Origin of the sequence: Marinobacter sp. 2_MG-2023, from assembly GCF_030546935.1 — a bacterium.
Classification (GTDB): Bacteria; Pseudomonadota; Gammaproteobacteria; order Pseudomonadales; family Oleiphilaceae; genus Marinobacter.
This window is the reverse complement of the sequence record NZ_JAUOPH010000006.1, coordinates 33390-57723: the sequence shown is the minus strand read 5'-3', so window position 1 is coordinate 57723 and position 24334 is coordinate 33390. Positions and strand designations below refer to the sequence as shown.

Genomic DNA, 24334 nt, shown 5'->3' with positions numbered 1-24334 from the left:
CTTTTAGCAACCGGAGGTTTTGGAGTTATCGAGCAGAATCTGGTCGTAGCGCCAGAGTTGTTCGAAAAAACGCCGGACATTTTCATGCAGGACTTCATTGTGAGTTTGTCCGGCAATGCGCTCGATAATCAGGCGGATGCTCTGCTTGCCATCAATTTGATCATAAAGCGCCTTTTGACCCTGGGTTATGGGCAGGTAGATATCCGTGTAGGTGTGGCTCCGGTTTATTAATACGGCGGCGCTTCCCGGTGGCAATTTCTCTTCCACGGCGATGGTGTCAGGTTGCTTTAAGGGAATAGCATCCAACCAGCCAGATCCGGTGAACGAGACGACCTGGTCCCTGGCATGGTCTTTGGGATAGACCACCGCACTGTGCCGCACCATGGTGCCGCGGAAGTCCTCTATGGCAGCGTATTGTTCTGCAAGAGGAAGCCTCTCCAGCAGAGCGTTATGGGGCGATGAGGCCAGTGCGCCGCAATGAGGCAGGTAGGCGGCTTGCCGTACCCAGCGGCCAAGCTTGAGGTCGGCCATGGAAAGAAAATTCAGGAATTCCGGCACTGAGTAGGCTCGGTCCTGAGGGTGAAGCAGGGCGTCGGCAATACCGGCCTCATCATTAAAATCAGGGGCATGCTGTAACAACGGGACCAGAGGATGGTCTGGCGGTAGAGCCTGCAGGCTTGTCGCAAGGTCCTGAATTTCACGGGAGCTGGTTCCGATACCAAGCCTGCGGCAGTAATCCTGAAGTAAATACACGCCTGCACGGCCGTAAGGTGCGTACACCATCAACTGCATGGCGCCGTGGGGTAGTAACACGTCGCGCAGGGATCGTAATCCTGAATCCGGGTCGGGCAGGTGATGGAGAACGCCCGTGCTGACAATCAGATCAAATTGTTGACTCAGTTTGCCCGCCTCTTCTACGGGCAGTTTTAAGACGGTCAGATTGTTGAGTTTGTATTTTTTCTTTAAGGCTTCGGTGTGTTGAATGCTGTTGGCGCTGACATCAATTCCGGTCACCCGTGCTTTGGGCCAGCGCAGTGCGTATTTGGCGGCCTGGGACGTACCGCAACCGGCAACCAGAATAGTAAAGTCATCCCGGTAGCTTTGGGAGGGCCAGAACAGATGGTAATCGGTGCGACGCCGTTCATCTGTCCAACGTTTGTCGTAGCGATCCAGGTTGTCCACGGGAGGAGGGTAGGGGTGGCGTTCGTAGAAATCGCTCACTTCCTTAGTGGTGGTGCTGACATCGGGATTTGGTCTAACGGCGTCGGTCATAAACCTGTCTTCTATGGGGGACAGACAATGCTGATCTTGTGTTTGGCGGGAAACCGCGTCCGTTTAAAAAACGGACGCGGTTTCTTTCTGGTTAAGCCGCTTTGAGCTTAGGTAGCTGCGTTGCCTGCTTCCGCAAGCTGGCTCATTACTGCGTCCAGGTTGAACGAAGCGGGTTTCTGGCGCGGCGGGAATTTGACAAAGTTATCAATCTCTTCAGCGACCAGCCCCTGCATTCCGGATAGCAGGTAAGCACGGCTGATATACCAATCCCAATAGGTGTTGGAATTGTGGTCAGCTCGCTCAAACGGGTCCTGGCGAAGATTGAAGATCTTGGGTCCACGCAACTTCACAAACGGTTCAAACCAGCACATGAGTTGTTTTTCCCGCTGTTCCATCAGCACTGCTTTCCAGTCCTTGTGACGGATGGCGAGAATGTCTCCATCATCGCTGATATAAAAGAACGTTTTTCTGGGGCTTTCTGCTTTTCCGGTGAAGTGAGGCAGCATGTCAAAACCGTCAATATGACACTTGAAGGTTTTGTTGCCAGCCTTGTGACCTTTCAGCAATTTTTCCGATACGTCTGGTTCGCCGGCGGCGGACAGAATCGTTGGCAACCAATCCTGGTGGGAGACGATATCGTTGCTTATGGAACCGGCCTTGATCTTGCCTGGCCAGCGCACAAAGGCAGGTACTCGCCAACCGCCTTCCCAGTTAGTGTTCTTTTCTCCTCGGAAGGGTGTAATGCCTGCATCCGGCCAGGTGTTGTAATGTGGACCATTGTCAGTTGAGTACATGACAATGGTGTCCTCGGCAATGCCCAGTTCATCAAGCTTGTCGAGCATGATGCCGATGTTCTCATCATGGTGAACCATGGCGTCGTTGTAGAAGCCCTGTCCGCTCTTACCCACGTTCTTTTCGGAAACGTGAGTCCGGAAGTGCATGGCTGTTGTGTTGTACCATACAAAGAAGGGTGTACCCGCTTTGTGTGCGTCATCGATAAATCTCAGAGCATGCCCCGTGACTTCATCATCAATGGTTTCCATGCGCTTCTTGGTCAATGGGCCGGTATCTTCGACCTTTTGGCCTCCCTTTCCATCCGCCCAACAGTGCAGTACTCCGCGGGGGCCGTATTTCTCTTTGAATGCCGGGTCTTTCGGGTAATCGATATCTTCCGGCTCTTCTTCGGCATTAAGGTGGTAAAGGTTGCCGAAGAATTCGTCAAACCCGTGCATGGTCGGCAGGAACTTGTCCTTGTCGCCCAAGTGGTTCTTGCCAAACTGGCCGGTGGCATAGCCGTGAGGCTTGAGCAGTTCGGCAATCGTGGGATCCTCGTCAGGCATACCCACGTCAGCCCCGGGCATGCCCACTTTTGTGAGGCCTGTACGGATTGGATTCTGGCCGGTTATAAATGCAGCACGGCCAGCCGTACAACTTTGCTGGGCATAGTAATCAGTGAACGCCATGCCTTCATTGGCAACGCGGTCGATGTTAGGGGTACGGTAGCCCATCTGGCCCCGGCTGTTATAGCTGATGTTCCACCAGCCGATATCGTCACCCCAGAGGATCAGGATGTTGGGTTTTTTATCTGCCATGATTAACACTCCTCACGTTTAATAAACTCCGTTTCTTTGGGCGCTGGAAGTGCCCATCACTCTGGTATACATGCAGTCACGTTATGTCACTACTGTTACCGGAATTTCCGTTTGCCGGCTCGGCGGCGCGTCGACACCTGAAAATGTTTTATCGGGTTCACTGCCGTGACAGAAGCGGAACTTCTTGCCGCTGCCGCAAGGGCAAGGTGCGTATGGGTCGCGTTTCCTGTCCTCGTCCGCAACCCAATCCATTACTTCTGAGGGTGGGCGACCGATCCGGAAAAGCTGTGCCATGTAGTTAAATGCCGGCCCTGTATGCATGTAGAACAGTTCAAGCCCCGGGCAGAGATAGTTCTGCCCGGCTTCACCTGAGTTAGAACGGGAGAAACGGTCCTTGGGGCAGCCGCCATTGCATAAATGCCTGACTTTGCATTCCCGGCATTGCTCAGTCAGTGAATCCATCTTGGCTTGCCCGAATTGGCGTTGGGCTGTGGAGGCAATCAGATTAACCATCGGCGTTTCGTGGATATTGCCCAGCTTGTAGTCTGGTTCTACATAGTGGTCACAGGAGTATAGGTCACCGTTGTATTCCAGTGCCGGGCCGTAACCACAGGTAGGGGCGTGAATGCACAGCATATGGCGACCGAAAAATGCCTCCAGGGTGACGTCGAACATTTGCACGAATACCTGGCCAACATCCCGCCGCAACCATTCCTCAAAAATGTCGATCAGGAAGCGTCCATATTGCTCACCACCTACGGAACGTTCTGTAACCAGATTGCCACTCTGGGTATAAAGCAAGCGTTTGTTCTTTTTGTCAGACGGAGCACTCCAGCCCTGGTTGGCGATGTCCAGGGTCTGCTCGCTGGCACGCTCGATAATAGGGATGAATTGCATCCATTTGGCGCCCAGTTCATCCCGGAAGAACCGATAGACCTCCCGGCCGTGCTCCTGATTGGCTGCATTCACTGTGCAGAGAATGTTGAAATCCACATCGTGTTTGCGCAGGCAGCGCCAACCATCCATAACCTTGTCGAAGGTGCTCTTTTTATGTCGGTCTACCCGGTAAACGTTATGTAGTTCACGAGGCCCGTCAACACTGAGACCAACAAGAAAGTTGTGCTTTTTGAAAAAGGCACACCATTCGTCGTTGAGCAGGATGCCGTTGGTTTGAAAGGTGTGCTGAACGTCCTGGCCGGGGCGACGGTATTTTTCCACCAGGTCGAGGGAATGTTGGAAAAAATCAAGCCCCATCAGTGTTGGTTCCCCCCCCTGCCAGGCAACAGTAACCTGAGGCGTACGGTGGGATTCGAGTAATTGGCGAATGTAGGCTTCGAGTGTTTCCTGGGACATCCGGCTTTTGGCATTTGGGTATAACGCTTCCTTCGAGAGAAAGAAGCAATAGGTGCAATCAATATTGCATGTTGATCCACTGGGCTTTGCGAGCAAGTGGAATCCCGGTGGCGCGTCAACCGGATAGGGGGTTTGCGTTGCCGCATCATCGGGAAGAGTGGCCATCCATGTCTCCTGCGTTATTCTGAATCAGCGAAACGCCAATATTGTTTTTTAACACTATTTGATAAATTCAGAATAAGCTCGTGATAGGGCTGCCTCTATAGGGCTTTGGTCCCACCGAAAGGTTTTGCCGGGTTGGTTCAGCTCCACCGGGACTATTTTTGCACGGCCTGAATAATCCGGGTGACTATGCCTCGCACGATCAAGTAGGGAACAATGGCGAGAACAAAGGCGACGATAGCGACTTCACCGGGGTAGACAAAACCCAGCTCGATAAACTGGTAGGCCACATCGAGTATCATGGCCAACACAAATACTTTCCCGATACTCTTCCACCCATCCTTTAGCATCTCCCTACGATGTTCTGGGCGGGTGAAGAGAGACCAGAAGTAGGGCGACTTTCCGTTTTTTGCATCGTTGATTCCGGACAAGACAGCAAAGATGATGGCCATAACGGGCTGGAGTACCAGTCTGAAATGGAGAGGACCGCTAACCCGGTCGGTCATGTTTTCAACAACGCGTATCAGCATGTCTTCCATAACAGGTTTCCGGTCTCGTTAAAGAGGTAAAAGGATCAAAGCGTAAATAACGCCTCCAAGAAGAAAAGGCATGAAGCGCCCGTCCTTTTGCTGTGGTAACTCCGAGACTGCGCTGTTCATAATGATGGCGCCCGATATGAACGCTGTCAGCGCGGCCATAAATCCGTCTGAGAGAGCGAAAAGGACACCCGTTCCCCAGCCGAAGATAGCCATGCCCGCGAGCAATCGCCGTCCTTTTGTTTGGTAGTTGCGGTCATGCTCCTCCCGCAAGGCATAATCGATGGAGAGGAAGTGCAGGGCCATCGCTATGGAATAGAGCAGGATCGAGTCGGCACTTTCTTTTAGCTGGTTTGCAAGAAGGTAAGACACCAGCCAAACATAGGCAGCGAAGCCGCCAACATGGATTTTGAAGTCCAGGTCTCCCTTGTCCCCGCCGGCAAACCGAGTGCGCAAATGTTGCAGGCCATAAAAAAACAGAAATCCGATCAGCGCGATAAAGTAGATTGCCTCACCCTCAAGATGTATAGAGAACTTGACCGATTCCAGAAAGGTGTGCCTAACTTCATCGAGCTCGGGCATCAGATGAACAAAGACGTATGCTGCAGAGGATCCTGCTGCAAAAGATATGAGGCTGCGTTGATCAGTGATTAACCTGCCAAAGGGACGAAATTGCCCGCCAAACATAAATGTGGCAGCGAACAGCAGCGCCGCCGCACCCGAAAGCAAAACACTGCTGTTGTTGATGGTGGCCGTCATAACAATTGAATGATTATGCTGAGGAAAAAGAATAGACCGAAAAATGACATGATTATTGCCAGAATTAGGGGCGCCCGGAGGGTTTTCACTGGATAGAAATCGCGTATCAGTGTCATTCGATGCAGGTATTCAAAAATACCCGCGGCTATGCACGCGGTGCCCAGCCCGGTCAGAAAAAGCCCAATCGTTACGGGTGTGTTATCCCGCGCAAGTTCGCCACCACTCTGCTGGAAGCCCTGTAGCAGTTTGTAAATTGTGAAGCCAAAACTAATCATCGATAGCGATGTCCGAATCCATGCCATCAACGATCGATCTGCTGACATCAGCGTTCGACCCGCTGAGAGGTCGGTTCTGGTCTGTGATAATTCGTCCGATGTTTTTTTGACGCGTTCTGTCATTTCCATATCCGCTTATCCTTTAACATCAGGCCTTCTGGGTGAGTAACGCATACATTCAGGACCTTGTTGAACTATTCGTGCGAGCGTGGCTCCCCTTGAAGGTACTTCCAGTCAGGCAGGCATAAAATAGGGCTTTGGTCCCACCGTGATGAGACCAAACCGGCTTTTTTTCCGACTCAGGGATATGGTGACGACTATGGGTATGGGCTATGGTAATAGTCACGACGTGGCAGGGTTTGGAAATGACAGCGAACTTTGTAAGTGATGTTTTTCCGACACTAGGATGGAAGATATGGTTGCAGAAGGGATGTCTGCTTTAGAAGCGACAGCGGCACAGATAGCCGCCGAAGGCACTACCATCTATATCGTGGATGACGATGCGGCTTTCGGAAAGAGCTTGAAACGCTTAGTTTGCGCGGAAGGCTACCGGGCCGAAGTCTTTGCCTCCGGAGCTGAGTTCCTCAGCCGCAGTATTACGGGCCCCGGTTGTATCCTGCTTGATTTTCGAATGTCAGGTATGTCTGGCATTGAATTACAAACCCGCATTCTTCAGGCAGGTATTTCACTACCCGTAATATTTCTCAGCGGGGAGGCCGATATCCCCGTCAGTGTCAACGCCATGAAACAAGGGGCGATCGATTTCCTGATCAAGCCGATTGACCATATTGAACTATTCAGGGCTATCGAGTTGGGGCTTGAGCGCTTTAAATCAATTGAGGCCGCAAACCGTTATAAGGCCTCTATCCTTGACCGACTGGGCAGGCTTTCTGCTCGCGAGAGAGAGGTGCTTGAAGAAGTGGTGAAGGGGCGTCTCAATAAACAAATCGGCTATGACCTGGGTATCGCCGAAAAAACGGTTAAGGTTCATCGGTCCAGAGTCATGGAGAAGATGGAGGTGCGATCCCTGGCAGAGCTGGTCCATTTGTGTCACGACGTCAATATTGGCATCAACCCGGTGTCCGACTAAGAGCGAATTTCCGGGTTGCCGCTTCTCTTGGTGGGACCAAGGGCCTATTGCTCCTGTTGTTCAGATACGTCAATCATCGTACTAACACTAGGCTACTGAGAGTGAATTCGTGGCGCCGACAAGCGATGCATTGATGGTCCATATCATCGACGATGACGAATCAGTGCGAAAAGGCCTTTCACGGCTTATGCGTTCGATGGGGATTCGAAGCCAAGCATATGATGGCTCGGAATGCTTTCTGAATCAGAACTATAAAAGTTTTTATGGCTGCATTCTTATCGATATTACTATGCCCGGAATGAATGGCTTTGAGTTGGCGGCCAGACTGAAAGCAGATGGGATTGCTATACCAATGATAGCGATCTCAGCCAAGGATGATGAAGAAACGAAAAAGTTAGTGAGAGATTTGGGGGTCAAGTTTTTCCTTCGTAAACCCGTTGACGATCAGGCTTTGATTGACGCGATTAACTGGGTTACCCGTAAAGAACAACCAGATGAGCCTTAAGGGCCAACGACAGAGTCATGAGTCCGGAAGATCGCTGCCAGGGGCGCTTCCTTCTGGGTGGCAATTACTGGTTGGCAGAGTTACTCGCGAGCGAGTGGTAACGAAAAAAAGAAGGTGACACCATTCCCCCGATGTTTGCCTGCCCAGACCCTTCCACCGTGTGCTTCAATGATAGTTTTGCAGGTCTCCAGACCAGTTTCAGGACTATGTAGCGTGGAAAGTTGGGTGCTTTCGAAGGTTTCGGGCGATGTCTGCTGACGAATCTCTAAACCGCTGCAAGATATCGAGACTACGGTCTCGTTCTGGTTCACTTTCGCATCGATACTTATCTTCCGGCGGGCTTTTCCAGCGGGTTTTATGACATTAAGGGCATTTATAACCAGATCGAGTACGACCTGCTGGATCTGTGTTTTGATTGCCCGCACTAACAGGTTGTCTTCCATATGAGTCTCTACGGCGACTCTTTTCTGGACAAACTCGGAATTGAGAAGCTCCAGAATTTCCCGAATGCTTTTATCGAGCGAAATACTCTCGGGAGGTATGTCTCTGTGTTGCAGCATAGTTCGTAGCCCATTAACGACAGAAGCTGCGCGCTTCCCGTCATTGACTATGTCCCGCAGTATCTCTTCAATTTCAGTTTTTTCTGCCGTTCCCAATGATATAAAGTGTTGCCCTGCCTGAGCATTCGCCAATATCGCAAACAATGGCTGGATTAGTTCGTGTGCCAGTGAACTTGCGATAGTGTCGGCCTTTATAACCCTGTCGGCAAACCAGACTTGGTTGCGTATAGAATGCAATTCCTCATCCTGCTCCCGGTCCTGACTTAAATCTATAACTATGCAGCCAGTACCTGAGACAGAAGTTCCTGGTCCCGGTATGCAGAAATGAAGCAGATGATAAATATGAATTTTGTTGTTTGATTTATACTTGATTTCTGTTTCTACAAGTGATCGTTTATCCATGGATTCTTTTTCGTTATTGGAAATAATCCTGATTATTTTACTGTCAAATACATCCTCATCAAGAAGGTTATGGTTCAATTTCTTTCTAATATTAAAAAATTTCTCGAAATTTCTGTTGTAGAATACGTATTTACCGTTAAGGTTTTTGGCGTAAACTCCAAAAGGCAGTGAGTTTAAAATTGTTCTTAAACGATTTTTTTCTCTTTTTCTTGAAAATATAAAATCGATATTCATCATGAATATAAGGGCAGTAAAACCAAAATCACTGGTGTGGAAAAAATTTATCAATCCATGGTTGGTTAAGGTGTTTATTATAGACAATAGGAAGAAAATAGAGATCGCTATAAAAGATATGTTTGCGCGTTTTCTATAGCCTTGGCGATAGAGGAAATATGTGCCATAAAAACTATATGAAAATGCTGAAATGATTAAAGCCCAATATATTATATGCCATGGGTTCTGCACATTAACACGCATGTCGACAACGATTTCACCCCAAGGGAGTTCAAAAAGATTAAGGGTTGGCCGTTCAGAAAATTGAATGCCGTAGGGGAGCAGGAAATCAGCCGCTATCAGAAAGGCTGTCAATATCAGCATCAGGTAAAGCCAGAGTTTTGACACAAAGCTAGTGAAAGCAGCAATAAAACCGACGTAAAACAGGGAGAAAAGGCATATAAACATTACATCCAAGCGCCGAAGCCAGATCAGCTCCTCAACACTCGATGCGTTATAGGCTGCAGCTCTGGCAATGATGTACCCGAAACTCATTAATGATGCCATGCCAAACAGCAGGTGTGGAATTCGTCGCCTTTTATTGATACCCATGAACAGATGGCTGAGGGCAGAAAATAATGACACACCGGCCACGAGAAACAATGCTGGCGTCAGAATGTTATTCATTTTGGCGTGTTTGGTGACGGCGAATAAATTGGCATTGAGATATAAAAAGTCATTCCTCTATCATTGTTTTTCTTTGCCCAAATCTTTCCATTGTGACGTTCCATAATAGCACGGCATACCTCAAGGCCAACTCCCAGACCCTGGGGCTTTGTTGTATAGAAATCTTCAAACACCTGTTCTAATTGGCTGGAAGGTATTCCCTTCCCGGTATCAGCTACAGAAATAACAGCCTGATTTTCTTCTTGAGAGGTTTCGATTTTCAATCGACGTGAACCTGGCGAATTTTCAAACATAGCATCTATGGCGTTTTCGATAACGTTAATTAACACTTGTTGTAACTGCGATTCGTTGGCTTGAACATAAAGCTCTCTTCCCCCATCCCCATGTACGTATATGGAGTTCAGGGTGAGGTCATTTTCAAGAACCTGAATCACTTCGTGCAAGGTTTTAGATAGGTTCAATGTTTCAAATTGTGTTTCCTGCTCCTCCACGGTTGCTCTCAATCCGTTTATTATTTCTCCAGCCCGTTTCTCATCACGAACAATATCATTAAATATATCTTCTATTTCTTTAATGTCATAGTTGGGGTTTTTAATAAAATTCAAGCCAGCTTGGGCATTGTTAAGAATTGCTGCCAAGGGCTGCCTTATTTCATGGGAAAGTGACTTTACCGACACGCTGGAAGTAACCAGTCTTTTTGAGATGCTAGCATGTTTATTGAGTTTCTCTATTTCTTCAACTTTGCGTAATCTTTCTGAAATGTCATTGAATATTATGGCTGTTTCGTCCCGTGTTTCTCTATTGTTTAGGATAGGGACGCGAGTTATCTCGAAAATTGAAGTTTTGCCATTGATGGGCCATCTAAGCACGGTGTGTAACTGCGCATTCTGTGTCGCGGTTTGACTTCTAGTAACGTTAGGGCTCTTTGCTTGAAATTGCGTGGCGCTTTCCATGGCCGCGACCTGTCCAGACCCAATTACTTCGGCTTGAAGCTTCTTGAACGCGTTGTTGGAAAATACATTTTCGTTATTGGAATCGTTTATAGCCAGCCCAATGGGGAGAAAGTTGAGGATAGTGATCATGCGATTTCTTTCATTATTTGTTTCTTTTAGCAGGCTTAAACTCATTATGGCGACGAGAGGAAAAAAGCTGAAATCGCTGGTGAACGTAACTCCGGTTAATTCCAGGCCTATTAGCAAGTCCAGGGCGCAGAGAGGCGCCATCAAGGACAAGGCGGTAAGTGCTACGCGGGCTCGGTAGCTTTGACTGAAAGATTTTATACGAATGCATGCGTAGCCACAGTAGGCCAATGTGGTGAGTACGTAGACTCTCAGGGCAATATTCAAAGGGACATTCAGAGAAGAACGTAAATCCAGGTTGCTTCCCGAAGCCGGCGCAAGCGAAGACAGGAGGGGCAACTCAGAGAAGATCAGTCCATAGGGGCGTATCACGTTAATCATGATGAACAAGCCCCAGCCGGCCGTCAGTAAAAACAGCAGGGGGCGCTTCTTGTATGCTGTGTATTCGACAATGAACCAGAGCAGGAAAACGCAGAAAAGACTGATGCTAACTACCTCGCCTTTTCTGAATAGAACAAGCAGTTCGGCTGTTTCAGCGGTATGCGCCAGAAATCTGAACAGGGCAAAGGAGGCGGCAGACAGGGCAGTCAGGCCGAGAAAGCCGTGGACCTTGTCGCGTCCCTCGTAAAGGGAGTGGCCGATATGTTGTATTCCAGCGAGAATAAAAAAACCCGTTATAACCTGAAGGCTGATGACAAGCCATCCACTCATAGTGTCCATCCTGGGGGAACATGACTAAAAGGCTATCTCTCGCCAGTCAGCCCTCGCGACTGTATGTCATCTCCTAATATAGCTGATTATATGTAATCGTTGCGGGCCAAAGTTCAGCAAGTCGTGACAAGTTGTCATTTCCTTAGCAAAGCCAGCTTGCGGCTCTGTAGGCTCTGGTGGGGCAAGCATTTCTTTTCTGGTGGGACCAAGGTCCTATGTCTTTCGACCGGGCCGGTGACTAGAGTCTGTGAAATGTCTGCGTTTGGCAGGTTAGCGTTTTATGGAAAATAACTCTGACATGCCGTTCTCTCTCGTCATCGGCGGCCCTTTTTATCGATTGCAAAAGAAGCTCGGCCTTCTGGACGAAGACTTGTTGCCGTCGACAGCTGCAGCTGCAATCTTTGTAGGGATTGTCTGGTTACCATTAGCGCTTCTTTCCGTGGCCGAGGGATCTGGATGGAACCAAGGGGCGGGCGGTAGCGGTTTTTTTCAAGACTACAGTGAGTATGCCCGGTTTATTATCGCAGTATTCACGCTCACGATTATGGAGCGGATTGCAGATCGTCGCACTGGCATAGTGCTGCGTCAGTTTTTGAACGGAGAGGTTATCGATGATAATGAGTATCCTCGTTTCTGCTCTGTATTAAAGAAAGCTGATGAGCGCTCCAGTTCAAACCGGGTCGAGTTTCTACTGTTGATACTTGCTTTCGTAGCGTCGGTGAACGGAGCGCAAATTTACCTCTCGACTATGGGCGACTCCTGGTTTGGGGCGGTTATTGATGGAAGCCTTCAACTGACACTTGCCGGTTGGTGGGGAGTGCTCGTTAGCCTTCCTTTTGTCTGGTTTCTCATGTTGCGCTGGATCTATCGCTTTTCTGTCTGGACGGTATTGCTGAAAGATATTTCACGACTGAAATTGCGCTTGGTTGCCACCCACCCGGACAAGTGTGGAGGTATTGGATTTCTGGCTCTGTTTCCTACTGTATTTTCGATGATGGTGTTTGCGCTTAGCTGCGTGACTGCTGCCGTAGTTCTGCAGGATGTTGTCTATTCGGGCGCGTCGCTCCAGTGGGCGGGCGCCATGTTTTGTGTTTGGATGGCTGTCATTCTGGTGGTTTTTATCGGTCCGCTGATACTGTTTTATCCCGCGTTGTATCAATTCAAAATAAGGGCGCTGATCGATTACGGTGCCGTAGCTACGCGTAAGGCGCGGGCGTCGGAAGCAGAATGGGATGTTTCGTGCCTCGCAGATCTGTCTGCTGGGTATGAAGCCATTCGGTCTATCCATACCGTTCCAGTTAGTTGGGCAACCTTTATCGCATTGATTACTGCAACCGCAATTCCCTGGCTTGCCGTTTTGCTTAGCCAGGTGCCCTTATTGCAACTCCTTTCCACGCTGGCGAAGATATTCGTATGAGCCTGCTAACCACCTAAGTGGGTTCCAGTCAAAAGCTGCATCAAGATATTCACGGACCTTGGCATGACACTTTGAATTGGGGGCTGTGCCAGGATAAAGGCCAGTGCCAGGATAAAGGCCAGTGCTACCCCGAGCATTAATGGAATCCTGCGTAGGTGTCGTAACAGTGCGGTGCTGGCTGGAGGCCGGAGATATCAGGAGCTGGAGGTTTTTATTAGCTGTCGCGGGAAGAGTAACTGGTGCCCTCGGCAGGACTTTGGTTACTCTTGGACGTTGGGTAACCTTATGATATTAAAGGGCTAACGGTGACTGTCAAGTCGCAATGTATCACATTTAGTATCACAGTTTGTATCGCTTATTTGTAGTGGTGAACAGTCGGCTAACGCAGTGGGGCCTGATTTTGTATCCTTGTTCTCATTGTGAATTGGTGGGACCACACTGCGCGCACCTTGAGTAAGAGCGTTTGTTGCTGGTATTTACTGATTAGAGAAACGGTGCCGAGAAGAGGGCCGTTCTTCTCCCAAAAAATATTCAAAAAAATCCGATGCTTAATTTATCTAGTTTTGCGTGCGTGTACCAGTGCTGTCGACTAGTTGCACACTCACAATCCGGAGCGGTATTTTGAGGTACGTCCAGCCCACATCGAAGCTGTTTGTGAGGTAAATATTTTGGTAGACATTTTCGAGCGCCCATCTTAGTCACCGAGGTTTGAGAGCCCCCCTGGTCTGCTCTTCGGTAGAGTTTACCTGTTGGGGTGTTAGTAGCTTTATTAGTCTGCTGGCAGAGACATTTAGGCAGAGTTGCGGGAAGCGTGGATGGCTAACCAACTGAGATACCTAACCAAAGCTGCTAACTATGGAAGCCTGTATTGACTGGAAAGCATCGCGTGACACCTGTGCTATTCGATAAATTCTTGAATTTTCATGGTTTGATGGCTAGCTTGTACTCAAATTCGAAGCTAGGGACAGGGCATTGTGAAAATAAATAAATCGAAGCTTGAAAAGGGCGACTTCGACACATCTATCAGATTTGCTATTCGCAACATTGTGAAGTTCGGCGATACAGACATATTCCCATTTCCCCTAGAGACACGGATGCTTGACGACTTCGAAGATCGAGTATTGGAACTGTTTCAAACTGTGCACTCGGAGTTCGAAAAATCACTAAATACTTTTCCCCCTCTAAACGTTGATTGTTGCTCGACTGTTGGATACTACGGTTTTCGATGGGCCACACAAATAGACCCCATGTGGAACGTTTATTTCCTTGGGTTGGTCGTAAGTTTGGCTAAGAGAATAGAGGATCAGAGACTATCTCACGAACACGTGTACTCTTACCGAATCGCTTTAGATGTTGATAAGTATTCGCTCTATTCGGACGAAATAAACTGGAGAAAATTTCAGTCTGACAGTTTGGAATTTTGCGAGAAAAGCGAAAAGATTGAACATGTTGTTGTTTGTGATATCGCAGATTTCTACACCCGGATCTATCATCATCGTCTCGAAAATGCACTCGATAGACTTGATCCCGGGAAAAATGTCTCCTCGAAAATCAAGGGACTGGTACAGTATTTTTCAGGAACAAATTCTTATGGTCTTCCCGTGGGTGGGGCGGCTTCACGAATTTTGTCAGAACTAGTTCTCGATTCTGTTGACCGTATACTGAAGCTACATAGAATCGAATTTAAAAGGTATGTGGACGATTACGTAATATTCTGCGAGTCGAAAGAAGATGCGCATTCAGCTCTAGCCTTTCTGAGTCGAAAACTAATGGAGAATGAGGGTCTTACGCTCCAGAAGCATAAAACTAATATCATGTCGAAAGATGAATTTGTGAACATCACTAAGGCGAAGCTTAAAGGGGTTGATGAAGATGAAAAGTCCCCAATGAAAGCTAAATTTATGAGCCTTCCAATTCGATACGATCCTTATTCACCTAATGCCGACGAGCAGTATGAGGAAATCAAAAAGTCCTTGTCAGGCTTTGACCTTTTGGGGATGCTCACTTCAGAGCTTCAGAAATCGAAGATTAACCAGTCTTTCAGTCGGCAATTGATAAAAGCATTCGCCGCAACTGATGATAGGCAGTTGTCAAGCGCATTTCAGGTTATTTGTAAAAATTTTAATGAGCTGTATCCGATTTACACTACAATAATGCAAGTCGCAATAGGTAACTGGGAGCGCTTGAGTGAGGATACGAAATTACAGCTTAGAGATGTTGTAAGAGCTCTTGTGAGCGATAAGTCTTTTATTTTGAAAACTGATATAAATGTAGCTTACTTGATCAAACTACTCGCACAAGAACACTCTACTGAAAACGAAGAGATTCTGCTGATTTTCTACAGTGAGTACTCGGATAGTGTTTTGATTCGTCAGTTGGTTACTCAGATAATGACTAAGTGGCGGGCGCATTATTGGCTCTCTGACATTAAGAAAACATTTCCAACAATGGATGCTCGTCAGCGTCGGACATTTATACTGTCTTCATATTTTCTAGGTGACGAAGGTAAGCACTGGAGAGATCACAACAAAAAGAACTTCAATGCTATTGAGCTTCTTTATCGCGACTGGGCATCAGAGAGAGTGAATAAAAAAGACTTGGAGAAAGCTTTATGATCTCCGAGACCACTTTTGCTAAGAAGTTTACTTCGTTTTGGGTCCAACTTCTTCCAAATGCTAACAATTATATCCGGCTTGTAAATGGCGCGATGGTAAAGTCGTTGTACACTCCAGAGAGGCCTGTGCGAGGAGAAAATGTTGCACTTTGCAACACCATCGCGTTTGAGATTTTTCGGCTAGAACAGAAGGGAGCAGTGGATGTAAGTGACATAAAATCTGGAGTGTTCTTCTCAAACAAACTATTTTTTGAGCTTGCACAGCAATGCGTAGATAGTTTGAGGGTGTTCAGTCACGGCAGCGCTATGAAACTTCCCCTGTCAAAAGCTGAATTAGACGATGTTAAATCTATTGCTGTTCATATGGTTGAGTACTTCCCACCGAGATCAAGGTACTTGGTCTTCGACCCAGGTTTCGATGGTTTGGGTTTTCTGAACGGCGCTGAAGGGGATATTTTGTTTCGCGATGCTCTGGTGGAAGTGAAGGCCGGTTACAGGAATTTCAGCGTTAACGACATAAGGCAGTTACTGGTTTACTTAACGCTGAATCATTACAGCCAGTCGCCTCACGAAATCAATCGAGTTGAGTTGTATAACCCAAGAATGGGAAGCGTATTTGAAGCAAATGTTCATCAACTTTGTGACGACATAAGTGCACTGCAGCCCTCTGATCTCTATCACGAGATTCTGTTATTTGTGACTGAAAATAACTTTGTGGAGCTTCCTGAGACCTAAGGAATTAGCGGTGCCGTTAATCGTGAAGTACTTTTGGTCGAGTTGATTTCCCCAGAGGACAAAGCATCAAGGGTCGAGTAGTGTTCGGCCATGCGAGAGCCTGTATCCAGAACATGACAGGGGGCTAGCTTGGAGTTATTGCGCAGAGCTGCGAACTCGGCGTTGTAGCTTTGGGCCAGCGTCTTGGCACTCTTGGCGGCTACTTTGGGGTCATCTGTCCGCAGTGATTGGCGGATGAGTTTTAGGCCATAGTGTTCTATGAGATCAGAGGGAACACGCATGACGAACTGATAGACGTTCCCGCGCTTTTGTATGTGCTTGGTTTTGATGGACAAGGCGTAACCCAACTTAACTATCACTGTATACTGCTCCGGTCAGTAAGGAACCGGTAAAAGCGTGGCGTGTATCACGCTCAGTTACCGTTTTCTATCACAGTGAGCTTATTGAATATCAGGCAAGTCTTTGGTTTTAAAGGGTATTACCAGAATGGCTGGTGCCCTCGGCAGGACTCGAACCTGCTACCTTCCCCTTAGGAGGGGGACGCTCTATCCAGATGAGCTACGAAGGCGCTTCTTTCAGAAGATCGGTATGATAACGGCCTGAAGCTTACGGCTCAAGGTGTTACCGTGTTTTCTATCTGTATGGGAGTGTGCTTTGTCTGACCTTTTCTCGTTAAGCATCGTTATGCCGGTCTGGATGGAGGCAGAGGGCATTGCCGGTATACTCGAGGCCCTGCAGCCGCTCCGTTCAGCCGGGCACGAGGTGATCGTAGTAGATGCCGGAAGCACGGATGGCACTGCCAGGCTAGCAGGGCCGCTTGCGGATCGGGTGGTTCAGTCTCGAAAAGGCAGGGCCGCTCAGATGAATGCGGGCGCAGCCGTCGCCGAAGGGAGTGTTTTGTTATTTTTGCATGCTGATACTCTTCTTCCTTCTAATGCATCTGATTGCCTGAGTGAATTTTTTCATAGCAACAAAGACTGGGGGCGTTTCGACGTTAGCCTGAGTGGCCAGGGCGTTATGTTTTCGGTGATTGCCTGGTTCATGAATCAGCGATCCCGGTTAACAGGTATTTGTACCGGTGATCAGGCAATGTTCATGCGCCGGGAGGTTTTTGAGGATCTGCACGGGTTTGATTGTTTGCCGATCATGGAAGATATTGAATTTTCCCGCAGGCTCCGTCTGGTTTCGCGCCCTTTCTGCATTCACGAGCCGGTCGTCACCGATAGCCGTCGCTGGGAGCAAAAGGGTGTCTGGCGCACGATTTTTCTTATGTGGCGCTTACGGTGGCGCTACTGGCGCGGTGACTCACCGGAAGCGCTTGTTCATTCCTACCGTTCGGATATTCGAAATGCCAAAGATTGAAGGCTCTGCTGCACTGGTCATGCAATTCGCTAAATGGCCGGAAGCCGGTCGGGTAAAGACCCGCCTTATTCCGGCGCTGGGTGTTTTCGGGGCGCTGAATGCGCACATAACACTTACGCTTGCGGTGCTGGATAACCTTTATGGTTCCGGCCACCCTGTACAGTTCTGGTGGGATAGGAGCGTTGAGACTGTGCCGAGTGACTCGCAGAGCATTGTCCGCACGATTGAGCAACGGAACCTGGTCCAGAAAGTACAGCAGGGCGCTAATCTGGGTGATCGCATGTTGAATGCGCTTGGCAATGCCCTGGAGTCCCACCCGTTAGCGATGATTGTCGGTAGTGATTGCCCATCGGTTGAGCCCGGGTATGTGCATCAGGCGTTGGCCGCTCTGGAGGAGTACGATGTGGTTTTAGGCCCTTCAGATGACGGCGGCTATGTGCTGATTGGCGCTCGCCGGGTGGTTCCACACATGCTGGATGATATTGATTGGGGCACTGAGGCCGTTCTGGAGCAAACTTGTGAGCGGCTGAAAAAGCTGGGGCTCAGCGTTGCTTTGCTGGAGCCCCGGTGGGATGTGGATGAGCCGGAAGACTGGGCGCGCTTTCAGCGCCTGGCCGGCGGTACGTAACGCCCGCCTCTACTTGGCAGTAACCGGCGGTTGAGAAAGGACAAGGTCGCGGGCTTCATTCGCGCTCAGTCCTTCTCCTCCCGTCACTGCACGAAGCGCCCGCTCTCTGTTCAGCGCAGCATCCCTGAAAGTGGCCTTCAGCTCTTCAAGGTTTACAGCCTCAACGGCCTCTGCAAGTTTCTCACGGGAGTCAAAGCCATCCGCGCCGCGATCAATCTCGCGCCAGTAGCGCCCTGAAATCTCACCCAGCTGCCGATCCTGTTCCAGTATGCCACTGATTACTGCCTGCTTTTCACGCTCAAGGCGCTCCGCACTCAGTGCGTTTAGGTCCGCCTCAAAACCTTCAGTGAACTCGCGAACCGCTTGGTCGATCGTTTCCTGGGTGGCAGTGGGGGATTGAACAATAAAACCCAGAGCAGGAGTTTCGAGCATTTCAAAGGGTGTGGCGTAGACAATGTAGCCAAGCTGGCGGGTGGTGCGGATGTCTTTATAAAACGGGCTGCTGATAATCTGAGCCAACAGACGGAAGCGGGCGCGCTCTTCAAAGCTGGTGTTCTTACCCTGCATATAAAGTGTGTATCCGGTGTCCGGGTGGTCTACGTTCAGGGATACCAGCATTTCCTCTGCGGGCAGCTTTCGCATGCGGCTGCGCTCAACCTCTACAAAGTCGCTTTTGCCCAGAACGATGGCATCAATCTGTTGTGCCAGGTTGAGTGTGTAGGCTTCTGTAATATTTCCATGAGCCATGAGCACCGGGTCGACTTGTGAGAGTAGCGTCTCGGCGAAAGACCTGAGTTCATCGAGAGTAACCTCTCTGGCGGCCTGCAGTTTTTCTTCGGTGCTCCAGGTGTCTTCCATCAGGGCGGTCTGAATGAATTCCGATGTTTGTTCAACTGGCCGGTCTTTGGCCTTGTTTTTCAGGCCGTCAATCATGTTTTGTCGGGCGATATCAAAACGCTGGCGGGTGATATCCGGCGCCGAAACCTGCATAAGGATACGATTCATCAACGTATGCAGGTTGTCGCTGTAGCCGCCAACGCGCACAGTAACACCGCGCAGGTGCGGATAGATGCTGTAATCCAGCCCGGCGAGGCGTGCAGAGTAAGCCCAGGCGTTGAGATTGTTGTTGATGCTGTCCACCAGTAGCCTCGTAAGCACGTGGCTGCGCGCAGATACCCGAGCCGCGGGGGTACGCAAGCTGAAGAACACGTTGGCTTTTGGCGTATTGAAACGAGTGTCCCGCGCAAACCAGATAGCCATGCCCTCCTGGTTGCCCAGCAATTCGGGTTTGCTCATGGTCTTGCCAGGCACCATGGCCAGGTTTTCCGGTACGAACGGATTGGGTAAGGGTAATTGAAGGGCTTTTGCCATTGCGCTCGGGGCGTCAGTCCGCAGAGCTTCCGTATCGAGAGGTTCGATTTGCCAGGGTGTGTCATACCACTGGGTAACATTCGGATTCTTCAGTTCGAGCTGCGGGGCGAGCAAATAGGCCATGACGTTGTCCGGAGTCAGTCTGGAAAGAATCTCCTGGTACTGGTTCGGTGCGTAGCGATCCATCAGCCAGGGCGCGCTGAGGACATCCTCTGCGGGATAGTCCTGGAGTTGGCTCGACAGCCGCATGACCTCGTGCATGGGCTCGCCCCGTTCGCGAAAGCGAAAGTCGATTTGTGTCAGCCGCTGCATCTCGTCGAAACGCTGTTGCTTTATACCTTGCTCACGAACAATGTCGATGTACCGAAATACCAGAGGCAGAATTTCTTCATGCCGTCTCAATCCCTCAGGCGTAAGCGCAATACTGATGTCCAGTGTGGCGTTTTCGCCTGTATCCATGCCAATGCCTGCTGACAGGCTATCTGCCAGGCCGTTCTTCTTGAGGACATCAAAAAGACTTCCTGACCCTTCATGGCCCAACAGGTTGGCAATGTAGCTGGCCGGCTTTGTACGGTAATTGTCTTTTTGAGATGAAATCGGGAACGACAGGGTGAGGCTGCGAACATCCTTGATCGCTTCTGCCGTTACTTTCGCGGGCAAGACAGTTGGGTCCAGCAGCGCTTCGGTGTGAGCTTTTGGTTCCAGGTCACGGTTTTCAATGGCGTCAAAACGAACCCTCACCATGGCTTCAAGCTCGTCCAGCGGCTGCGGCCCATAAACGGCAAGAGTCATCAGGTTTGCGGAATAATGGGTTTTCCAGAACTCAATCAGATCGGGCCGAAGAGGGTTGGCGTCTGTGTTCTCCAGCGTGGTCAGGTTGCCGACAGCAAACTGGTGGAAAGCGTGCTCCGGATTACTGGCGGCTTTTTTGACGGAATAGAAGCGGCGGCCGTCTTCTTTTTGTTTCGCACTAAATTCTGAATGAACGGCGTTGCGCTCGCGATCAACAAGGTCAGCTGTAAAGAGGGGCGCCGCAAATTGCTGGGCAAAGCGATCCAGCGCCGGCTCGAGATAATCAGCCTGGATGTCAAAGAAATAGTTGGTATTACTAAACGCGGTAAAGGCGTTATGGCTGCCGCCGTGGCTTTTGATGAATTGTTGATACTCACCTGGCTCTGGATACTTTTCAGTGCCCAAAAACAGCATGTGCTCCAGGAAGTGTGCAATGCCTTCCCGCTCTTTCGGGTCATCGCCACTTCCGACTGCGACGTTCATGGAGGCAGCGGCTTTGTCCGCGTCTTTATCAAAGACAAGAATGGCCCGCAGGCCATTATCCAGTTCAATGAAGCGGTATTGGTTGTTATCGTTCGGGCTTTTTTCCGGTGTCTGTGCCGCAATAGCAAGCGAGCTGACGAATAACAGCAACAGAAGCGCAAATGCATTCGCCGTTAGCACCTTTACTCTTGCATTCAAGTAAATACCAATTTGCATAGGGCCTCTGTTATCCGTTAAGGAGCTTCTGGAAAGTGTCTGTGAATGTACGATCTGGCGCAGAAATGGAGTGCTCAATTTAATGCATCATTGCCTTTCGGGTATTCTCCGGTTGCTGATCCAGTGTCTTGCGGGCGAGTTCTGTGGCTTTTTCGCCGTCAAGCTGGCCCGAAGCGATTCGTTCCAGCACGGTTGCCATGATCGCGACGGATTGACGGTAATCGGCAAACTCTGCCTGAAACGCCGTGTCGATAGCCTCGTAAACCGCCTGAATTTTTTGCTCCCGGTCACCTGAGTTCTCTGCCGTGTCGTTGATGGCTTTCAGGCAGGCTCGGGCAATGGCGATGTAGCGCTCAGTATTCGGGTTGTCATTCTGCATTGTCTGGTTTCCGGATATCGCTGGTCTGTGAAAAGAATTGACGCCTGAATCGGCAACAAGTTCCGGATTATCGCATTGCTGGCTGACTGTTTCATTGCTTTGTGGTAATTAGGCAATGAGGAGGGCACGCCCGAATTACTGTGCTAATCTCAAGTTCTTCATGTCGACAAAAAGTACAGGCAGAGCGAGAAGGTTTTAGAGCAATTGCTCTATTTAAAACAACAGGTTACAGAGCAAAAGCTCTAATAAAGACCGATACATGAAAGCTGCATTTAGTTACAATGCCGCCTCACTTGGCCAATATAAGACTTTAGTCTAATAAGGTCGGTGTTAACAGACAACAACAGAGCATTATGCAGGGTGGATTATCAATGAATTATTTCCTGACCGGTGGTACGGGGTTTATTGGCCGTTTTCTTGTGGAAAAATTACTGGAAAGGGGCGGCACGGTTCACCTGCTTGTGCGCGAGCAGTCTGCGGGAAAGCTCGACGCACTCAGAGAACGCTGGGGTGTTGACGAGTCCCGTGTCAAAGCCGTGTTCGGCGACCTCACCCGGGAAAACCTGGGCATTGATGCCAAAGCCCTGAAATCGCTTACAGGAAAGGTTGATCACTTTTTCCATCTGGCAGCTGTCTACGACATGGGTGCAGATGAGGAGGCTCAGCAGGCTACGAATATTGATGGCACCAGAGCGGCAGTTAATGCTGCGGATGCTATGAAAGCAAAACACTTTCATCATGTTTCTTCTATTGCCGCAGCAGGTTTGTTCAAAGGTATTTTCCGCGAAGACATGTTTGAAGAAGCTGAAAAGCTGGATCATCCCTACCTGATGACCAAACACGAATCTGAAAAAGTAGTTCGTGAAGAGTGCAAAGTGCCGTTCCGTATATACCGCCCGGGCATGGTGATCGGTCACTCGGAAACGGGCGAAATGGACAAGGTCGATGGCCCTTACTATTTCTTTAAAATGATTCAGAAAATTCGTCGCACACTACCGCAATGGGTGCCGACGATTGGTGTTGAAGGGGGCCGCCTGAACGTTGTCCCTGTAGACTTCGTCGTTAATGCTCTGGATCACATCGCACATCTGGAGGGCGAGGACGGCAATTGCTTCCACCTCGTAGATTCTGATCCTTACAAAGTGGGTGAGATTCTTAACATATTCTGTGAGGCCGGCCACGCACCCAAGATGGGTATGCGTATTGACTCCCGCATGTTTGGTTTTGTGCCACCGTTTATTCGCCAAAGCCTGAAAAACCTGCCCCCCGTAAAGCGAATCACTAGCGCTGTGCTGGATGATATGGGCATTCCACGCTCAGTGTTGTCTTTTATAAATTATCCCACCCGCTTCGATGCTCGTGAAACCGAGCGCGCGCTGAAAGGCACGGGTATCGAGGTTCCGCGCCTTGAGAGTTACGCACCGGTGATATGGGATTTCTGGGAGCGCCATCTCGACCCGGACCTGTTCAGGGACCACACGCTGAAGGGCACGGTTGAAGGCAAGGTCTGTGTGATCACCGGCGCAACGTCCGGTATCGGTCTGGCGACGGCAGAGAAGCTGGCGGAAGCTGGTGCTATTCTGGTGATTGGTGCTCGTACCAAGGAAAAACTGGACGAGGTGGCAGCATCTCTGGAAGCCAGGGGTGGCAATGTGCATGCCTACCAGTGTGATTTTTCCGACATGGAAGATTGCGACAGGTTTGTAAAAACTGTGCTGGATAACCACGGTCATGTTGATGTTCTGGTGAACAATGCCGGGCGCTCCATCCGTCGTTCATTGTCGTTGTCATTCGATAGATTCCACGATTTCGAGCGCACCATGCAACTGAACTACTTCGGCTCTGTTCGCTTGATCATGGGGTTTGCACCTTCCATGCTGGAGCGGCACCGTGGTCACGTGGTTAACATTTCCTCCATTGGCGTTCTTACCAATGCGCCACGCTTCTCAGCGTATGTGGCTTCAAAATCGGCGCTGGATGCCTTCAGTCGATGCGCGGCGTCTGAATGGTCGGACCGTAATGTAACCTTTACCACCATCAATATGCCGTTGGTTAAAACGCCAATGATTGCACCTACCAAGATCTACGATTCAGTGCCTACTCTTTCACCGGAAGAGGCAGCGGATCTGGTGACGAACGCCATAGTTGAACGTCCCAAGCGTGTTGCTACACGTCTTGGTATTTTTGCCCAGGTGCTGCATGCATTGGCGCCGAAGATGGGTGAAATAGTAATGAATACAGGGTATCGGATGTTCCCGGATTCCTCTCCGGGCGTAGGCGGCAAGTCTGTTGAAAAGGCTAAGGTATCTACGGAGCAGGTTGCATTTGCAGCCGTTATGCGAGGTATTCACTGGTAAGCAGCATTTGTCGCAGCATTGAATCAAAAAACCCGCACTGAGTTGCGGGTTTTTTGTGGGTGCTGTTTTCGACAGGGAGTCTTGCTATTCGGTTTCATCCGGAATCAGCGGCGGCGGGAATCCGCCCAGGTCGAGCCAGCGGTTGACGATCCCGCAGAACAGATCGGCTGTTTTTTCCGCATCGTAAGCAGCAGAGTGAGCCTCCTTGTTACTGAACGGGATGCCCGCAAGCTTGCAGGCCTGGGCCAGAACCGTGTGGCCATAAGCCAGTCCCGCAAGGGTGGCTGTATCGAATGTGGAGAAGGGATGGAACGGGTTCCGGTTGATCTCCGCTCGTTGTGCCGCCGCAAATACAAAGTTGTGATCGAAGGTTGCGTTGTGTCCTACGAGCACTGCGCGTTTGCAATCGTGTGCTTTGACCGCCCGGCGGATGGGACTGAATATTTCGCTCAGGCCTTCGCGCTCCGGCACTGCCTCCCGCTCCGGGTTCCAGGGATCGATTCCGGTGAAGTCCAGCGCAGATTGCTCCAGGTTGGCTCCTTCAAACGGATCGATCTGTTGCACGTGAGTCTCGGCGCGGCGTATGCGGCCGTCCTCGTCCATGGTCAGCATCACCGCAGCTATTTCCAGCAGTGCATCGCGTTCCGGATTGAAACCGCCGGTCTCCACATCGACAACTACGGGTAAAAAGCCGCGGAATCTGCGGGACATGGGGTGCGATTGTGTGTTTTCGTCAGTCACTAAAGCTCCGGTCTTGGCCGTTTATCAGGAAGTCGTGGAACGT

The 24334-nt window shown here is 49.8% G+C and carries 20 protein-coding genes and 1 tRNA gene; 8 read left to right on the top strand and 13 right to left on the bottom strand.

Annotated elements, in window-relative coordinates; genetic code table 11:
* Nucleotides 1-3: 3 nt before the first annotated feature.
* From Q4501_RS15750 to Q4501_RS15725, 6 genes are all read right to left on the bottom strand, one after another.
* Entirely contained in the window at nt 4-1272 is a 1269-nt protein-coding gene (locus tag Q4501_RS15750; protein WP_303597223.1) for a bifunctional 2-polyprenyl-6-hydroxyphenol methylase/3-demethylubiquinol 3-O-methyltransferase UbiG, read from the bottom strand.
* A 107-nt stretch (nt 1273-1379) separates the two neighbouring features.
* Entirely contained in the window at nt 1380-2864 is a 1485-nt protein-coding gene (locus tag Q4501_RS15745; RefSeq protein ID WP_303597222.1) for an arylsulfatase, read from the bottom strand.
* A gap of 81 nt (nt 2865-2945) precedes the next feature.
* Nucleotides 2946-4382: an anaerobic sulfatase maturase gene (locus Q4501_RS15740; RefSeq protein ID WP_303597221.1), complete on the bottom strand. Its 1437-nt coding sequence runs from the start codon at nt 4380-4382 to the stop codon at nt 2946-2948.
* A gap of 152 nt (nt 4383-4534) precedes the next feature.
* Nucleotides 4535-4918, bottom strand: a complete 384-nt coding sequence (locus Q4501_RS15735) for a hypothetical protein (RefSeq protein WP_303597220.1) — start codon at nt 4916-4918, stop codon at nt 4535-4537.
* 18 nt (nt 4919-4936) lie between these two features.
* Nucleotides 4937-5674, bottom strand: coding sequence for a hypothetical protein (locus Q4501_RS15730; RefSeq protein WP_303597219.1), 738 nt, complete (start codon nt 5672-5674; stop codon nt 4937-4939).
* On the bottom strand, nt 5671-6078 hold the full coding sequence (locus tag Q4501_RS15725) for a YidH family protein (RefSeq protein ID WP_303597218.1): 408 nt from the start codon (nt 6076-6078) through the stop codon (nt 5671-5673). The genes Q4501_RS15730 and Q4501_RS15725 overlap by 4 nt, the downstream gene beginning before the upstream one ends.
* Nucleotides 6079-6379: 301 nt before the next feature.
* Here Q4501_RS15725 and Q4501_RS15720 point away from each other — a divergent pair, with 301 nt between their 5' ends.
* Nucleotides 6380-7039 carry a response regulator transcription factor gene (locus Q4501_RS15720; RefSeq protein WP_303597217.1) on the top strand — a complete coding sequence of 220 codons (660 nt, stop codon included), beginning with the start codon at nt 6380-6382 and terminating at the stop codon, nt 7037-7039.
* Between the two features lie 109 nt (nt 7040-7148).
* Nucleotides 7149-7544: a response regulator transcription factor gene (locus Q4501_RS15715; protein WP_303597216.1), complete on the top strand. Its 396-nt coding sequence runs from the start codon at nt 7149-7151 to the stop codon at nt 7542-7544.
* Between the two features lie 80 nt (nt 7545-7624).
* Here Q4501_RS15715 and Q4501_RS15710 read toward each other — a convergent pair whose 3' ends face one another.
* Nucleotides 7625-9406 carry an ATP-binding protein gene (locus Q4501_RS15710; RefSeq protein WP_303597215.1) on the bottom strand — a complete coding sequence of 594 codons (1782 nt, stop codon included), beginning with the start codon at nt 9404-9406 and terminating at the stop codon, nt 7625-7627.
* The gene (locus tag Q4501_RS15705) at nt 9403-11196 is read right to left on the bottom strand and encodes a HAMP domain-containing sensor histidine kinase (RefSeq protein ID WP_303597214.1); all 1794 of its coding nucleotides are present in this window, start codon (nt 11194-11196) and stop codon (nt 9403-9405) included. Before Q4501_RS15705 ends, Q4501_RS15710 begins: the two co-directional genes overlap by 4 nt.
* Before the next feature lie 280 nt (nt 11197-11476).
* Between Q4501_RS15705 and Q4501_RS15700 the strand changes: the two genes are divergently transcribed.
* The 3 genes from Q4501_RS15700 to Q4501_RS15690 all read left to right on the top strand — a co-directional run bounded on the left by Q4501_RS15700 (nt 11477) and on the right by Q4501_RS15690 (nt 15962).
* Nucleotides 11477-12613, top strand: a complete 1137-nt coding sequence (locus tag Q4501_RS15700) for a hypothetical protein (protein WP_303597213.1) — start codon at nt 11477-11479, stop codon at nt 12611-12613.
* Nucleotides 12614-13587: 974 nt separating this feature from the next.
* Nucleotides 13588-15228, top strand: a complete 1641-nt coding sequence (locus tag Q4501_RS15695; RefSeq protein WP_303597212.1) for an RNA-directed DNA polymerase — start codon at nt 13588-13590, stop codon at nt 15226-15228.
* Nucleotides 15225-15962: a hypothetical protein gene (locus Q4501_RS15690; protein WP_303597211.1), complete on the top strand. Its 738-nt coding sequence runs from the start codon at nt 15225-15227 to the stop codon at nt 15960-15962. The genes Q4501_RS15695 and Q4501_RS15690 overlap by 4 nt, the downstream gene beginning before the upstream one ends.
* Here Q4501_RS15690 and Q4501_RS15685 read toward each other — a convergent pair.
* Both Q4501_RS15685 and Q4501_RS15680 read right to left on the bottom strand, forming a co-directional pair.
* On the bottom strand, nt 15959-16321 hold the full coding sequence (locus tag Q4501_RS15685; RefSeq protein WP_303597210.1) for a DUF6538 domain-containing protein: 363 nt from the start codon (nt 16319-16321) through the stop codon (nt 15959-15961). The two genes, Q4501_RS15690 and Q4501_RS15685, sit on opposite strands and share 4 nt — an antisense overlap.
* A 132-nt stretch (nt 16322-16453) precedes the next feature.
* Nucleotides 16454-16530 (bottom strand) — tRNA-Arg (locus Q4501_RS15680).
* An 86-nt stretch (nt 16531-16616) separates the two neighbouring features.
* Here Q4501_RS15680 and Q4501_RS15675 point away from each other — a divergent pair.
* The gene (locus Q4501_RS15675) at nt 16617-17324 is read left to right on the top strand and encodes a TIGR04283 family arsenosugar biosynthesis glycosyltransferase (protein WP_303597209.1); all 708 of its coding nucleotides are present in this window, start codon (nt 16617-16619) and stop codon (nt 17322-17324) included.
* Nucleotides 17311-17952 carry a TIGR04282 family arsenosugar biosynthesis glycosyltransferase gene (locus Q4501_RS15670; RefSeq protein ID WP_303597208.1) on the top strand — a complete coding sequence of 214 codons (642 nt, stop codon included), beginning with the start codon at nt 17311-17313 and terminating at the stop codon, nt 17950-17952. Before Q4501_RS15675 ends, Q4501_RS15670 begins: the two co-directional genes overlap by 14 nt.
* Before the next feature lie 9 nt (nt 17953-17961).
* On the opposite strand, the gene Q4501_RS15665 is transcribed toward Q4501_RS15670, so the two are convergent.
* On the bottom strand, nt 17962-20814 hold the full coding sequence (locus Q4501_RS15665; protein ID WP_303597207.1) for an insulinase family protein: 2853 nt from the start codon (nt 20812-20814) through the stop codon (nt 17962-17964).
* 79 nt (nt 20815-20893) lie between these two features.
* Nucleotides 20894-21193, bottom strand: coding sequence for a hypothetical protein (locus Q4501_RS15660; protein ID WP_303597206.1), 300 nt, complete (start codon nt 21191-21193; stop codon nt 20894-20896).
* A 371-nt stretch (nt 21194-21564) separates the two neighbouring features.
* Between Q4501_RS15660 and Q4501_RS15655 the strand changes: the two genes are divergently transcribed.
* Complete coding sequence (locus Q4501_RS15655) at nt 21565-23550, top strand: SDR family oxidoreductase (protein WP_303597205.1); 1986 nt, start codon at nt 21565-21567, stop codon at nt 23548-23550.
* 84 nt (nt 23551-23634) lie between these two features.
* On the opposite strand, the gene rnt is transcribed toward Q4501_RS15655, so the two are convergent.
* Entirely contained in the window at nt 23635-24291 is a 657-nt protein-coding gene (rnt, locus tag Q4501_RS15650) for a ribonuclease T (protein WP_303597204.1), read from the bottom strand.
* Between the last annotated feature and the right edge of the window lie 43 nt (nt 24292-24334).